16 protein-coding genes and 1 pseudogene are annotated in these 14,272 nt (G+C 37.1%); 16 read left to right on the top strand and 1 reads right to left on the bottom strand.

Going from position 1 to position 14,272, the window contains the following annotated elements; translation table 11 throughout:
- Positions 1–69 precede the first annotated feature (69 nt).
- A complete protein-coding gene (gene ltrA, locus ONG78_RS06565; RefSeq protein WP_264377598.1) occupies positions 70–1,479 on the bottom strand; it encodes a group II intron reverse transcriptase/maturase in 1,410 nt (469 codons plus the stop codon).
- A gap of 510 nt (positions 1,480–1,989) precedes the next feature.
- Here ltrA and ONG78_RS06570 point away from each other — a divergent pair.
- The 16 genes and pseudogenes from ONG78_RS06570 to ONG78_RS06645 form a co-directional block, all read left to right on the top strand.
- A pseudogene (locus ONG78_RS06570) lies at positions 1,990–2,988 on the top strand (DNA-methyltransferase); the annotation flags it as partial.
- A complete protein-coding gene (locus ONG78_RS06575) occupies positions 2,976–3,452 on the top strand; it encodes a hypothetical protein (RefSeq protein WP_264377802.1) in 477 nt (158 codons plus the stop codon). The pseudogene ONG78_RS06570 and the gene ONG78_RS06575, both read left to right, overlap by 13 nt.
- 2 nt (positions 3,453–3,454) lie before the next feature.
- Positions 3,455–4,915, top strand: coding sequence for an ankyrin repeat domain-containing protein (locus ONG78_RS06580; RefSeq protein WP_264377803.1), 1,461 nt, complete (start codon positions 3,455–3,457; stop codon positions 4,913–4,915).
- Complete coding sequence (locus ONG78_RS06585; RefSeq protein WP_264378069.1) at positions 4,912–6,750, top strand: phage terminase large subunit family protein; 1,839 nt, start codon at positions 4,912–4,914, stop codon at positions 6,748–6,750. Before ONG78_RS06580 ends, ONG78_RS06585 begins: the two co-directional genes overlap by 4 nt.
- Entirely contained in the window at positions 6,740–6,955 is a 216-nt protein-coding gene (locus tag ONG78_RS06590; protein ID WP_253309294.1) for a gpW family protein, read from the top strand. Before ONG78_RS06585 ends, ONG78_RS06590 begins: the two co-directional genes overlap by 11 nt.
- 26 nt (positions 6,956–6,981) lie before the next feature.
- On the top strand, positions 6,982–8,013 hold the full coding sequence (locus ONG78_RS06595; protein WP_253309293.1) for a PDDEXK nuclease domain-containing protein: 1,032 nt from the start codon (positions 6,982–6,984) through the stop codon (positions 8,011–8,013).
- Positions 8,013–9,431, top strand: a complete 1,419-nt coding sequence (locus tag ONG78_RS06600) for a phage portal protein (RefSeq protein WP_264377804.1) — start codon at positions 8,013–8,015, stop codon at positions 9,429–9,431. The genes ONG78_RS06595 and ONG78_RS06600 overlap by 1 nt, the downstream gene beginning before the upstream one ends.
- Positions 9,428–10,465, top strand: coding sequence for a S49 family peptidase (locus ONG78_RS06605; RefSeq protein ID WP_264377805.1), 1,038 nt, complete (start codon positions 9,428–9,430; stop codon positions 10,463–10,465). Before ONG78_RS06600 ends, ONG78_RS06605 begins: the two co-directional genes overlap by 4 nt.
- 67 nt (positions 10,466–10,532) lie before the next feature.
- Positions 10,533–10,904 (top strand): head decoration protein, encoded by a 372-nt coding sequence (locus tag ONG78_RS06610; protein ID WP_264377806.1) that lies wholly within the window; start codon positions 10,533–10,535, stop codon positions 10,902–10,904.
- A gap of 32 nt (positions 10,905–10,936) precedes the next feature.
- On the top strand, positions 10,937–11,941 hold the full coding sequence (locus ONG78_RS06615; RefSeq protein ID WP_264377807.1) for a major capsid protein: 1,005 nt from the start codon (positions 10,937–10,939) through the stop codon (positions 11,939–11,941).
- Complete coding sequence (locus ONG78_RS06620) at positions 11,941–12,252, top strand: head-tail joining protein (RefSeq protein ID WP_264377808.1); 312 nt, start codon at positions 11,941–11,943, stop codon at positions 12,250–12,252. The genes ONG78_RS06615 and ONG78_RS06620 overlap by 1 nt, the downstream gene beginning before the upstream one ends.
- Positions 12,249–12,758 (top strand): phage tail protein, encoded by a 510-nt coding sequence (locus tag ONG78_RS06625; protein ID WP_405197778.1) that lies wholly within the window; start codon positions 12,249–12,251, stop codon positions 12,756–12,758. The genes ONG78_RS06620 and ONG78_RS06625 overlap by 4 nt, the downstream gene beginning before the upstream one ends.
- On the top strand, positions 12,755–13,231 hold the full coding sequence (locus tag ONG78_RS06630) for a hypothetical protein (RefSeq protein ID WP_264377809.1): 477 nt from the start codon (positions 12,755–12,757) through the stop codon (positions 13,229–13,231). The genes ONG78_RS06625 and ONG78_RS06630 overlap by 4 nt, the downstream gene beginning before the upstream one ends.
- Positions 13,218–13,682, top strand: coding sequence for a phage baseplate assembly protein V (locus tag ONG78_RS06635; protein ID WP_264377810.1), 465 nt, complete (start codon positions 13,218–13,220; stop codon positions 13,680–13,682). Before ONG78_RS06630 ends, ONG78_RS06635 begins: the two co-directional genes overlap by 14 nt.
- A complete protein-coding gene (locus ONG78_RS06640; protein WP_264377811.1) occupies positions 13,679–13,933 on the top strand; it encodes a PAAR domain-containing protein in 255 nt (84 codons plus the stop codon). The genes ONG78_RS06635 and ONG78_RS06640 overlap by 4 nt, the downstream gene beginning before the upstream one ends.
- A gap of 2 nt (positions 13,934–13,935) precedes the next feature.
- Entirely contained in the window at positions 13,936–14,271 is a 336-nt protein-coding gene (locus ONG78_RS06645; RefSeq protein WP_264377812.1) for a GPW/gp25 family protein, read from the top strand.
- Position 14,272: the final 1 nt, after the last annotated feature.

Here is a 14,272-nt window from a genome sequence, read left to right on the forward strand (position 1 = left end):
ACTTCTCGGTTTGACACAGTTTATTTAACACTCCCTTTGGTGGCTGATCCATTATTTTCATGTTGGTCCTCAATCCAAAATTCCCATGTTTACGTTTCCAATTCCCGCCTCATCAAACGCAGCATGCGGATTTCCCGCACTACGCTTTCCTAGTAGATTCTTACCAAAGTTTATAACATATTGTGCTGGTAAGGCTTTCGGAACGTAATATCTTATTCTATAGTCCGAATATAGACCAAGGGTCTCATATATACATTCGCTACTCCACCTTTCCCAACCAAATCCTTTTGCTTTTCTGGCTTGCATCATATTGCGTCTTGTTTTCTTCTCTACCCACTGTTTAACGTAGCTGAAGCTTCGACTTGAGTTTCCTATTCTAAAGTAGTTTACCCACCCTCTCAATATTGGATTGATGATCTGAATCACTCTCCTTATTGGTTGCGATTTATAGTTACTGAATACCTTCTTCAACTTTTGAAGTAGGCTTGTTCGTGTTTTCATCTGTGGTGTTATCTGTACTCTCCACTTTCCTTGTTTTGTAATTTTCTTTCGAAAGTCAAATCCTAGAAAGCCGAATGTTTCTCCTCTCTTTAGATTGGCAATTTTTGTCTTTTCTTCATTTACACTTACTTCTAGTTTTGCTAATTCTTCTTGTAACCTTTTGTACACTAATTTCTCGAGCCATTCCCATCTCTGGTGCCCATCTATCAGTATCACTAAATCGTCTGCCCATCTGGCGTATTCTATACGTTGATATTTTTCTTCCCTGGTCACCTCTTTTGCTCTCTCTAGCATTTTGTCTACCTCATTGAGGTATATATTGCTCAACAACGGTGAGATCGGCGACCCTTGCGCTATTCCTCGTTTTCCTCCTACCTTAAGGATTAGCTTGATCAAGTGCATGATTTCTTTATCATTTATTCTCTTGGCAATTTTCTCCATGAGAATATGATGTCGTACGTTATCAAAATAGGATTTCAGGTCTACATCAATACATTTTGTATTGCCTTTGATTGCTGCTTTCGCTACTCTGCTTACTGCTTCATGCGCTTTTCTCTTGGGTCTATATCCATATGATCCGTCCTGAAAGTCAGATTCATATATCGGTTCAATTATTAGCTTTAGTGCACTTTGCACTATTCTATCCCGGATGCAGGGTATGTTCAACGTTCTGAGTTTTCCCCCAACTTTTGGTATTTCCTTTCTCCGGTTCCTATTTGGGCTATAGGTTTTGGTTATTAGTTCATGTCTTATTTGCTGAAGATACTTTTCTAAGCCTTCTGCCTCTATCGATTTGAATGTTACCCCATCAATTCCTGGTGCCCCATTGCTTTTCTTTGTTAGCTTATATGCTTCTTCTAGTGTCTCCATCTTGCAGACGTGTACATAGATTCCCCAGAATCGCCATTCCGGTTCTGCTTTCGCTTTGATATATATCTTTCTTCTCAGGTCTTGTAATTTTATTGGCATTTTTGTCATTTTTACCTTTACCTTCCTTTTGTTAAAAGATCTCTACTAGTAGGGTGCCTTTGCTCCATGGGCGTTACCCCACTTCTTCGCTACTACACACCCATCCGCCACCCTTTCATCTTCGGTTCATTTCCTGTTTTCCAGTTATAGAACCTACCACTCCAAGGTTTTTCTCCTTGGGATGAGGAGGGTTTCTCCAGTTGCTTTATATGTCCTTATTACCATGCTGCCACTATCACCCCGCTAAAGTAGGTATGCTGTATCATTCGTGTTTCAGCCTCCTATATTGCTTTCGCCCTGGTTCAGTGGGCTCGGCCTTTAGTACTTAGAGTTTTTCGGGGCCACCCATGTGTTCGTTTTCACTGCGGCCTGGTAATTCGCCATTATCCTACGATAACGTTGTCGGTAGGCTTCAACATTTTGGTTTCCCTCCACATTGCTACCCTAGCTACAGGACTCCGACTTTTATCCTGGTGGGTCTGACTCCCACTGAACATCTTCACCTTCTCTGGACACACTGAACCACAAACTAAAGCTTTTCGGTTACTTGCCAATCAATCAGCTAATTGGGCAAAGTGGGATGATGATCTTTTAAAGGTAGAAATTCAAGAGCTAGAAGATTTGCAGTTTGATCTTAAAATGACAGGATTTGAATTGGAAAAAGTTCAACGGTTTCTCGATGATTTTGATGGTGAAAAAGAAGATCTTTCTGACTTAGCTATTGATGACAAAAAGGTAGAAATAACAAAACCAGGTGATCTATGGATTTTAGGTGATCATCGAATCTATTGTGGTGATAGCTCTGTAGTTGAATCATATAAAGCGCTTTTAGATGGTAAAATGGCAGATATTACTGTTTGTGATCCTCCATATAACGTTGATTATGGTAATAGCCAAGACAAAAAGATATTAAATGATAATCAAGGTGAAAAGTACGAACTTTTTCTCTATGACATCTGTTCCCATATTTTAGCATATACGAAAGGTGCAATTTACATCTGCATATCATCATCAGAGTTTTCAACGTTGCAAAAAGCATTTGAGGAGGCAGGAGGAAAATGGTCAACATTTATCATTTGGGCAAAGAATCACTTTACGCTAGGTAGATCAGATTATCAAAGACAATACGAAGCAATGCTCTATGGATGGAAAAGCGGCAATAAACGTGAGTGGCATGGAGGAAGAAATCAAAGTGATCTATGGTTTTATGATAAGCCAATACATAACTCACTGCACCCAACAATGAAGCCAGTAGAGCTAATGGAGAGAGCAATAGTTAATAGTAGTAGATCTGGAGACATAGTTCTTGATCCATTTAGCGGCTCTGGAAGTACACTGATTGCATGTGAGAGAACAGGAAGAATTTGTAGGACAATAGAGCTAGATTCAAAATTTGTAGATGTAACCATAAAACGTTGGCAAATATATACCAGAAGAGATGCCATTTTAGCCGGTACTGGCAAAACTTTTGCACAAATTCAAGAAGAAATAAAGGGGCAAAAAAAGTGGAAAAGATAACGCAAACAGAATGGGCAAGAGAACAAGGATTTTCAAAGCAATATGTCTGTTATTTAGTAAAAAAAGGAATAGTTGAGTTGGAGGATGGTTTGGTAAGTAGAGAACAAGCAAATGAAGCAGTGGCAGCAATAAGAGATCCAAGTCAACCACTGAGAAGAAAAAACTATTCAGAAAACGGAGAAAAACTTTCCACGATGTTGCTTAAAACGCGAATAAAAAATGAAATGGAACGTGGCAAATTGCTTGAGGCAAAGGCAAAAGCTGAGATTGGTGAACTTGTAGCAGTAGAGGAAGTAAAGCGCGAAGCATTTAATGTAGCAAGAGTTGTCCGTAATAATTTGCTTAATATTCCAAATAGAGTTTCAGCACTGCTTGCATCACTGAGTGACACTGAAAAGATTCATATGACGCTAACTGAAGAGATTACAAACTCACTTGAAGAATTATCTAACGCTAAATTTTAATAATGTCTGCTAACTTAAGTTTAGAACTAATAAAATGCCTCATTAATCAACCTGGATTAGATGTTAATGTTAGAGGGTTAAACGGAAAAACACCACTACATTGCGCTATAGAATTTGACGAATTAAGTATGGTGGACTTGTTACTCACGAAGAAGAACATTAATCCTTTTGTAGAAGATAATGATGGTAAAACATCTCTTGATTACGCCAAAGAGGGGAAAAAAGCAGAAATATTACAAGCACTAATTAATAACAAATACGGATCAGAACAAGATAACTTACTTCATTTAGCTGCAATGATAGGTGAAGTTAATGCAGTTAGATATTTGATAGGAAAAGGTATTGACGTTAATGTACGAAATGCTTTGCATCATACTCCATTACATCTAGCAGCAGGAATAGGACATGCAGAAGTTGTAAAGATCTTGATAAGAGAAGGAAAAGCTGAAATAGATGTCTTTGATGGACGAAATCAGACACCAATGCACTATGCAGTTAATAACAAGAAGTTGGAGATAGTAAAGTTATTACTGGAGCTAGGAGCAGATGTAAATAGCGCACGTGTAGGACAAAACTCGATGAAATTATCACCTGTGCATATAGCTGTAAGTAATACTAATTACGATGAAAGGGATTTATGTCTTGATATTCTCAAATGCTTAATAAAGGAGCCTAATGCTCAAGTCAATTTGCAGGACTACGAAAATAGAACACCTCTACATTACGCTGAAAGACTTAAAACAATAGAGGTCTTACTAACGCGAGAAGATATAGACCCTCTGGTAAAAGACGATAGCGGCAAGACACCATTTGATTACGCTAAACCTGAGATAAAGAAGGCTTTGGTGAGTAATAAATACGGTTTTGAAAAGAATAGTCTACTCCATTTAGCTGCACAAATGGGAGAAATTGAGATTGTAGATGCAATTTTAAAAGAAGAAATCAATATTGATATTGTAAATAATAAAGGTCTATCACCGATTTACCTTGCTGCGGAAAAAGGGCATTTACATGTAGTAAAGTTATTGCTGAAAAAAGGAGCAAATTATACACATGTTCTGCACTTAGCAATCAAGTCAAATAATTTAGAATTGCTAAAAACTTTATTTAAAGAAAAGAGCATCAAATTACCAGACGAGATAGGCAAGTCTGTACCAGTTTATTATAGGTGTATAGAACATAGAGATGCAAAAGTAAGAAAATACAATAGTGTGATCTGTGTTTTTACCTCAGTAAGTGCAGTAGCAATAGCGGTATATATAGGGTTAACAGCAACAACAATAAGCAGTGCAATCATTTTTGCAACAACAACAGGGATATTTGCGATTATTATAGCACTAATGATAAGTGAGATGAGCAAAAGATATATAGAAAACGAATTTCAGAAAAAGATGTTTATGGAATTGGAGGAGTGTAGTTCTACTGTTAATGATGTTGCAATTGTGAGTAGATGCAGACAATGATATACGCCACATCATTTTCTGAAGGTTTAAGACCAGATCCCCAGCTTAAAGTATCAGAGTGGGCGAATGAGTATCGAGTTCTAGCACCAACTGCAGCATCAGAGCCAGGTAAATGGAGAACGGAAAGAACTCCTTATTTAAAAGAAATCATGGATTCACTATCTCCATCTTCTCCAGCGGAGAAAATAGTATTCATGAAAGGAGCGCAGATTGGGGGAACAGAAGCTGGTAACAATTGGATAGGCTATATCATCGATCAAACACCAGGGCCAATGCTAGTAGTACAGCCAACAGTTGAAATGGGAAAACGTTGGTCGAAGGGAAGATTTGCACCGTTAATAGAGAGTACGCCATGTTTAAAAAGTAAAGTAAAAGACCCAAGGTCAAGAGATTCGGGCAATACTGTGCAAAGTAAGGAGTTTCCAGGTGGAATAGTAGTAATAACCGGAGCAAATAGCAGTGTAGCACTGAGATCTATGCCAGTAAAATATCTCTTTCTTGATGAAATAGATGCCTACCCAGGAGATTCAGGAGGAGAAGGAGATCCAGTTTTACTCAGCATAGCCCGAACTAATACATTTGCACGACGAAAGATTTTTTTAGTATCAACACCAACGATTCATGGAATAAGCAGAATTGAGAAAGAATTTGAAGCTACAGACAAGAGATATTTTTTTGTACCATGTCCGCATTGTAATTATTACCAAATTTTAAAGTGGTCACAAATAAAATGGGAAGATAAAAATCCAAATACAGCACACTATATGTGTATAGAATGTGGTGAAAAGATAGAAAATCATCAAAAGACAGAGATGCTAGACCGTGGAGAATGGAGAGCTACAGGGGCAAAAGAAGGGGAGAAAAAAGGATTTCATCTTTCAAGTCTTTATAGTCCAGTAGGCTGGTATAGTTGGCAACAAGCAGTAGAGGACTTTCTCCATGCAAAGGAAAGCGAACAATTACTGAAGGTTTGGATAAATACTACGCTTGGAGAAACCTGGGTAGATAAAGGAGAAGTACCAGATTGGAAGCAATTATTTAACAGGAGAGAATTTTTTCCCGTAGGCACAGTACCAAAAGGTGAAGTGGTTCTCACAGCAGGAGTAGATGTCCAAAAAGATCGGTTAGAAGTAGAAGTTGTAGCATGGGGAAAAAGCCGTGAAAGTTGGTCAATAGACTACCGAGTATTTGAAGGAGATACAGGAGGAGGAGAAGTATGGGGAAAGCTTTCGGAGCTCCTCAATCATCATTTTATTGGTGAAAATGGTCTTGAATATATGATAAGTATGATGGCGGTTGATGCAGGGTATGCAACGCAGGAAGTGTATAATTGGGTAAGGAGTCATCAAGGCTCTGGAAGAGTAATGGCAGTGAAAGGTGTAAATAAAGCACTAGTACCACTTAGCAGCCCAAGTAGAGTAGATATAACAGTTGGTGGTCAAAAGCTAAAGAGAGGAATAAAGCTCTGGCCAGTAGGAGTATCGATATTAAAGTCAGAGCTTTTTCAATTACTTAATATTTTAAAAGAAGAAGAGGGAAAATCTCTACCTGGATATTGTCATTTTCCAGAATATGCACCTGAATATTTTAAGCAGTTAACGGCAGAGCAATTGGTTAGCAAAGTGGTGAAAGGATACACCAAACAGGAGTGGCAAAAGGTAAGAGAAAGAAATGAAGTATTAGACTGTAGGATTTATGCAAGAGCTGCATCTATTGCGCTTGGAATCGATCGTTGGCCAGAGAGTAAATGGAATAGTTTAAGTGAAAAACCAGAAAGTAAAAAGCCTAAAAAAGTAAGACAGAGTAAGTGGCTTGGTAATCAAAATGTACAGTGAAGAATATTTAACTCAAGTTGAGAAAGCAATTCAAAAACTGCAAAGCGGAGAAAGAGTAGTATCAATTGCATATGGTGACCATGTTGTCCGTTATGCAGAAGTAGATATAAATGATTTACTAAGCTTAAGACAACGTATTAAAGCTGAACTGAAAACCGTAGCCAAAAGAAAGATTATTTTTTCAACGAGTAAAGGGATCATATAATAATAAAAATCGTTGAAAGGAATTTTATGACAAAAGTTATAGCAAAAGAATACACAGAATTTTTAGAGCAGCTAAAAGAGCAGATTGCTACTAGTCGTTATAAAGCAGCATTAGCAGTAAATAGCAAACTCATTGTGCTTTATCACTATATTGGTACAGAGATCTTAAGGCGCCAAAAAGAACATGGTTGGGGTGCTAAAATCATAGATCAGCTAAGTAAGGATTTAAGAAGCGCATTTCCAGAAATGAAGGGGTTTAGTGCTAGGAATCTTACGTATATGCGCCAATTTGCTGCAGAATATCAAGATACTGAATTTACGCAGCAGGTTGCTGCACAATTGCCTTGGTTTCATATTGTAGTTATTTTAGATAAAGTAAAAGATCGAAAAGAAAGACTATTCTATTTTCAAAAGGCTATAGAGCACGGTTGGTCACGTAGTATAATGGTGATGCAAATCGAACGTGAATTGCACAAACGTCAAGGAAAAGCTGTTACTAACTTCAAAGATAAATTACCTTCTCCGCAGTCAGATTTAGCACATTATACATTAAAAGATCCATATATTTTTGATTTTTTGAGTATAGGAGACGATGCTCACGAAAGAGAAGTAGAAAAAGGTCTTGTAGGCCATGTGGAAAAATTTCTGCTAGAGCTAGGGGAAGGATTTGCATTTGTTGGTAGGCAATTTCACTTAGATGTTGGAAATAAAGACTTTTATATTGATTTATTGTTTTACCATTTAAAGTTACGTTGCTTTGTAGTAATCGAGCTAAAAGACAAAGATTTCAAGCCAGAGTATGCAGGTAAAATGAATTTTTATCTTTCAGCCGTTGATGATTTACTAAAGCACGAAACAGATCAACCATCTATAGGATTAATTTTATGCAAGTCAAAGGATAACGTACTAGCTAAGTATACACTGAAAGACATAAATAAACCGATAGGGTTGGCAGAATATAAAATTACTGAAAATCTACCAAAGAATATAAAGGCAGCTTTACCAACAGTAGAAGAGCTAGAGGCTGAGTTATCCAAAGTTTCAGATAAAGAAAAGTAATGCTACTCAAATCATTCAAGCAACTATTCAATAAACCAAAACCAAAAAGTTCTGCATGGGACGCTGCAGGATCAGGAAGAAGGATAATGTATTGGCAAGAAGAAACAGGAAGCATAAACAATTTGCTGTCTCAAAGCCTTGAGCACTTACGTAGTCGATCACGTGATATGGTGAGAAAAAATCCATATGCAGCAAATATCATTGATACAATAGTAAGTAACTCTATTGGAACAGGAATAAAACCGCAATCAAAAGCAAGAGATGGAGAATTTCGAAAGAAAGTACAAGAATTATGGCTGAAATGGACAGATGAAGCAGACAGTGGCGGAGTAAGTGATTTTTATGGATTACAAGCTCTAGTATGCAGAAGTATGATAGAGGGAGGAGAATGTTTTGTACGTTTAAGAACGAGAAAGCTAGAGGATAGATTTTCTGTACCATTGCAACTGCAAGTACTTGAGTCTGAACATTTAGATAATAAAACAAATCAAACTTTAGCAAATGGTAATGTAATAAGAAACGGGATTGAGTTCAATAGAATTGGGCAGAGAGAAGCATATTACTTATTTAGAGAACACCCTGGTGAAAGTACCTTTGGAGAGTCAGTAAGAGTGCCAGCAAATGATGTTTTACATATCTATAGACCACTAAGACCTGGGCAAATTAGAGGAGAGCCATGGCTTTCTAATATACTACTAAAGCTTTATGAGCTTGATCAATACGATGATGCAGAGCTGGTGAGAAAGAAAACTGCAGCAATGTTTGCTGGATTTATTACAAGACTTGACCCAGAAGCAAATATTTTAGGTGAAAGTGAGGCAAATGAGCATGGAGTAGCACTATCAGGCCTAGAACCTGGTACTATGCAACTACTTGATCCAGGTGAGGATATAAAGTTTTCAGAGCCATCTGATGTTGGAGGAAGTTATGAAGCATTCATGAGACAGCAGCTAAGGGCAATAGCAATAGGCACAGGGATAACATATGAGCAGCTAACAGGAGATTTAACCGGTGTTAATTATTCATCAATCAGAGCGGGATTAATAGAGTTTCGTCGTCGATGCGCTATGCTGCAACATAACATTATAGTATTTCAGTTTTGCAGACCAGTATGGAGTAGATGGCTAGAGTTAGCAGTACTTTGTGGAGAACTCTGTATAGATGAAAAAGTAGTAAAAGCAGCGAAAGAAGAAGTAAAATGGATACCACAGGGATTTGATTGGGTGGATCCACTGAAAGACCAGCAAGCACAGCAAATGGCAGTAAGGAATGGATTTAAGAGTCGAGCAGAAGTAGTATCAGAAATGGGTTACGATGTAGAAGAAATTGACCAAGAAATAGCAGAAGATCAAAGACGTGCAAGCGAACTGGGCTTAAGTTTTGATTCTGAGGTTACTGCAAATCAAGAGGTGATATGAAACAACAATGGCTAAACAGATGTGTAATGGTAGAACCAAGGAGTTTTGAGTTACTGTCACTACAAACAGGAAAGCAGCCTATCTTTAAAAATATAAAACATGCAGTAAGAAATAGTGAAAGAGGAATAATACCGATACATGGCATTTTAACTAAAAAACCTGGTGCATTTGATGAAATGCTCGGAATGACATCATATGAGCAAATAGAAGAACAAATTACACAAGCATTAGCAGATAGTAGCATAGAGACAATTATGCTGGAAATAGACAGCCCAGGAGGGGAAGTAAATGGAGTGTTTGACCTAGCTGATTTTATTTATGAATCAAGAGCAAAAAAGAGAATTATCGCAATAGCAAATGATGATGCATACTCTGCTGCATATGCTATAGCTTCTAGCGCTGAGAAGGTATTTGTGAGCAGAACTTCTGGTGTTGGCAGTATTGGAGTAATAGCAAGTCATATAGATCAAAGTAGATTTGATGAAAAGCAAGGTATTAAGTACACCACAATCTTTGCTGGTAGTCGAAAGAATGATTTAAACCCACATGAGCCAATGACGTCTGAAAGTCTGGAAAGCTTACAAAAAGAAGTAGACCGACTATATGAAATGTTTTTGCAGCTAATAGCAAGGAACAGAGGTCTTTCAATTGAAAAGATTCGATCAACAGAGGCAGGGCTATATTTTGGGGAGAAAGCAGTAGAAATAGGCCTTGCAGACGGAATTACAATTCTTTCATCTATTAATAAAAACAGGAGTATTACTATGAATGAACAAACTACAAATGACCTAGAAACTGATAATTTAACCAAGTATCGTACTGAAGTTCTTGAATTAATACGTTTATGTAATTTATCGAAGGTACCAGAAAAGATAGAAGAATTTATTGAGCAAGGCGTAAGTGTTGAGCAAGCCAGGGAAGTTTTAATGGAATTACTTGCAGAGAGAACGAAGAAGACAGAGATACTGAGTGCAATACCACAGAATTCAGGAGAAGATTTAATGATACAGGTAGCAAGAAGTCGTAGGAGTTAAAGTATTTTTATAACCGCCGTATATAGCATTGATAAAAGCGGCGGTAAGCAGTTAAGGAGAGAAATTTATGAGTTGTATAAGCGAACAAAATAATCTGGGTGACTTATTAAAGTATGAGGCATCAAGTCTATATTCAAGAGATCAGATAACAGTAGCAAAAGGGCAGAACCTAAAGCTTGGTACAGTAGTTGCCAAAAAGACGGACGATGGTTTTATTAGAGTACTTAATCCCATTGGAACAGATGGCACACAAACAGCAATAGGTGTAATAACAAGTGATGTAAACGCAACGGAAAACACCAAAGCAGTAATCATTACTCGTATAGCAATGCTAGCAGATCATGCAGTGGTGTGGCCAGCAAATATCACTGAGGAGCAAAAGGCTGAAGCAATAAAGCAACTTGAAGGACGAGGGATCATCCTTCGCAAGGGAGTTTAACTAAAATTAATAGGAAAAAAGGGAGAGAAAAAATGCAAAATCCATTTACAAATACAGCATTTAGCATGACGGCACTAACAAATGCGATGAATATATTGCCGATAAATTATGGACGAGTTGAAAATCTAAATTTATTTCCAAATAGGTCAGTAAGATTTAGACATATTACCATAGAAGAGCATAATGGAGTTTTAAGTCTATTGCCAACACAAGTTCCAGGAGCACCAGCAACAGTAGGAAAAAGAGGAAAAAGAAAGGTAAGAACATTTACGATTCCACATATTCCACATGATGATGTAGTGTTACCAGAGGAAGTACAAGGAATAAGGGCATTTGGATCAGAGAGTGAACTTAAAGCGCTTGCAGATGTAATAACTGATCATTTGCAGCTAATGAGAAACAAACATGCAATAACGTTGGAGCATTTGCGAATGGGAGCGCTCAAAGGAATAATTTTAGATGCTGATGGGTCAGAATTATTAAATCTGTACAACGAATTTGAAATCACGCCAAAAGTAGTAAATTTTGCCCTTGGAACAGCAACAACAGATGTAAAGCGTAAGTGTCTGGAAGTATTGCGACATATTGAAGACAACTTAAGTGGTGAATATATGACGGGAATTCATGCACTCATAAGCCCTGAGTTTTTTGATGCACTTACTTCTCATACTAAAGTGAAAGAAGCATATGAGAGATGGCAAGAAGGAGCAGCGCTTCGGAATGATATGAGGTCAGGGTTTACGTTCTGTGGAATAACGTTTGAGGAATATAGAGGGCAAGCAACTGACCCTGAAGGAACCGTAAGAAGATTTATAGAAAGAGATACAGGGCACTGTTTTCCACTAGGAACAGCGAGCACATTTACAACATATTTTGCACCAGCAGACTTTAATGAGACAGTAAATACTCTTGGACAGCCACTATATGCAAAACAAGAGCCAAGGAGGTTTGATAGAGGAACTGATTTACATACACAGTCAAATCCTCTGCCAATGTGCCATCGTCCGGCAGTTTTGGTAAAAATTAGTTCTAGTTGATGAATATAGGGAGATTATTAGAAGATTGTTTTGATCATCTAGGAGTGGAAGCCATATATTGTAATCGAAATAAGGAAGGTATTCGTAAAATAAAAGTGCTAATTAAACGTCCTGAGACTACGTACTCTCTAGGTGCAGATGGAGCATTAACTCAGCAAATTGCTTCTGTAGAAATACGTGATCAGGACGTTACTTCCTTTAGCATAGGTGATTATATCAAGATTGAAAAAAGGTTCTACAAGATTTTTGAACCACCGTTAAAAGATTCTTCGAGTGAAATATGGAAAATTGAGGCAATAGAAAGTGTTTGATTAGTAACAATATTAATGAAATAATCTCCAATATTGAAAGAAAAGAGCAGAAAATAAAACTGGCAACTATAAAAGCGTTAAACAAAACGGCACTATGGTTAAAAGCGCAAGCAGCTAAGGAAATCAGTGAGGAAAAGAAGATAAAATTAAGTTTGATAAGAAAGAGATTAAGAATTTTTAAAGCAAAAACAAGCAGATTAGAAGTGTTAATTAGAGCAAATCTCTATGACATTAGAGCATCGACAATTGGCAAAATACAAAAAACAAGAAGAGGATCGAAAGTAGGAAAGCACCAATTTATAGGAGGATTTGCAGCAGTTATGCCAAAAGGAAATAGCGGTATGTTTAAACGTGAAGGAAGAGCAGCATTGCCAATAAAGGAAGTAAAACTACCGCTGGAACCAGAGGCTTCAAGGATAATAGGAAATCTTGTTAATTATGAGGTTGAGAAAGTATTTACAAAATTTTTTGAACGTGAATTAAGTTATATTACAGAAAGTGTATGAATTTCAAAGATTTGCATAACGCAATCTGCACTACGCTGAAGAAAGAAATTTCTGTGATACAAACATGCGAAGTATATCCAGCAATAAGGAAAGAATTAGTAGCGCCAGCGGTATTTGTAGAGCTTGTGAGTTTAGAATCGGGAAAAGATCCTGGAACAGAGGAATTAGCCCTGAAAGCAAGATTTGAAGCGAGAATTGTAGTTGATGGAACAGTCGAGTATTCCTCGTTAGTTGTAAGGTCATTAGCAGCAGAAGTAGCAAGAGTAGTAAATAAAAATACTTGGAACGTAAAAAATATTTCTCCTGCTGAATTTCTCTCTGCAGAGCCTGATGGATTTAGACCCGAATTAGATGCATATTTGGTGTGGATGGTTGATTGGAGTCATCAGCTTCATTTAGGTAAATCGATATGGACAGAAAATAAGATTAAGCCACATACCATAAACGTGGGAAATATAAATGTTGGATCATAATTTTGCAATTTCAGAGCTAAGTAGAAAATTAGCGAATATCATTCGTATAGGAGTTGTAAAAGAAATAGATTATGAAAAAGCAAAAGTAAGAGTTAAAATAGGAGATATTGTAACAGATTATCTGCCATGGATAACAAGTAAAGCAGGAAAAGATAGAGATTGGTCTCCGCCAGATATTGATGGACAGGTTATGGTATTTTCTCCTCTTGGTGAACTATCATTAGGAGTGGTGTTAGCAGGAATATATCAGGAAAAATACCATGCACCAGAGAATAAAAAAGAAATAAATAGTATAAAATTTCAAGATGGAACAAGATTGTTATATGATAAAGAAAGACATCATTTAGAGATTGAAGTAGTAGATAAAATAACACTGAAAGCTGGGGAATCGAGCATAGAAATGACAAAAAGTGGAATAAAACTGAAAGCAGAAAGGATCGACTTAAATTGAACAAAGGAATAGTGAGGTTAGGAGACTACTGTGGAGAAGCTATACCACATTTCTGCATTAGCGGCAGTAATAATGTTTTTGTAAACGGTAAGTCAATGTGTAGACAAGGAGACAGTTTTAGTGAAGGAAGAGCATTAACTGAAGGATCAAAAACAGTGTTTGCGAATGGTCTTAGTGTAGGAAGAGTAGGAGATATAGTTTCATGTGGTTTTAAAGTAATAAAAGGTAGTGAAAACGTGTTTGCAGGCTAAAAATGCGTGGGATGAGCAATAAAACTGGAAAAGCGTTAGAAGGAATAGAGCACTTAAAGCAATCGATAATTGATATACTAACCACTCCAGTAAACAGTAGAATAATGAGGAGAGATTATGGCTCAAGATTATTTGAATTGGTGGATAAGCCAATAAATAGAGATTTAACTTTGGAAATCTATTCAGCAGTAGCAGAAGCTCTACAAAGGTGGGAGGAAAGATTTAAGCTAGAAAAAGTAAAAATGACAGAGGTGAAAGAAGGAAAAGTAACGCTTGACCTAGAAGGATTATACTTACTAAGCGGGAAAAACATTCATTTTGATGAAATTGTAGTTTAAA

This window comes from Wolbachia endosymbiont (group B) of Philonthus cognatus (genome assembly GCF_947179345.1).
Lineage (GTDB): Bacteria > Pseudomonadota > Alphaproteobacteria > Rickettsiales > Anaplasmataceae > Wolbachia.

Excerpts from the sequence above, each read along its gene's own strand:
- ltrA (WP_264377598.1), bottom strand. The coding sequence starts at position 1,479 with ATGACAAAAATGCCAATAAAATTACAAGACCTGAGAAGAAAGATATAT.
- ONG78_RS06580 (WP_264377803.1), top strand. The coding sequence starts at position 3,455 with ATGTCTGCTAACTTAAGTTTAGAACTAATAAAATGCCTCATTAATCAA.
- ONG78_RS06585 (WP_264378069.1), top strand. The coding sequence starts at position 4,912 with ATGATATACGCCACATCATTTTCTGAAGGTTTAAGACCAGATCCCCAG.
- ONG78_RS06590 (WP_253309294.1), top strand. The coding sequence starts at position 6,740 with ATGTACAGTGAAGAATATTTAACTCAAGTTGAGAAAGCAATTCAAAAA.
- ONG78_RS06595 (WP_253309293.1), top strand. The coding sequence starts at position 6,982 with ATGACAAAAGTTATAGCAAAAGAATACACAGAATTTTTAGAGCAGCTA.
- ONG78_RS06600 (WP_264377804.1), top strand. The coding sequence starts at position 8,013 with ATGCTACTCAAATCATTCAAGCAACTATTCAATAAACCAAAACCAAAA.
- ONG78_RS06605 (WP_264377805.1), top strand. The coding sequence starts at position 9,428 with ATGAAACAACAATGGCTAAACAGATGTGTAATGGTAGAACCAAGGAGT.
- ONG78_RS06610 (WP_264377806.1), top strand. The coding sequence starts at position 10,533 with ATGAGTTGTATAAGCGAACAAAATAATCTGGGTGACTTATTAAAGTAT.
- ONG78_RS06615 (WP_264377807.1), top strand. The coding sequence starts at position 10,937 with ATGCAAAATCCATTTACAAATACAGCATTTAGCATGACGGCACTAACA.
- ONG78_RS06620 (WP_264377808.1), top strand. The coding sequence starts at position 11,941 with ATGAATATAGGGAGATTATTAGAAGATTGTTTTGATCATCTAGGAGTG.
- ONG78_RS06630 (WP_264377809.1), top strand. The coding sequence starts at position 12,755 with ATGAATTTCAAAGATTTGCATAACGCAATCTGCACTACGCTGAAGAAA.
- ONG78_RS06635 (WP_264377810.1), top strand. The coding sequence starts at position 13,218 with ATGTTGGATCATAATTTTGCAATTTCAGAGCTAAGTAGAAAATTAGCG.
- ONG78_RS06645 (WP_264377812.1), top strand. The coding sequence starts at position 13,936 with ATGCGTGGGATGAGCAATAAAACTGGAAAAGCGTTAGAAGGAATAGAG.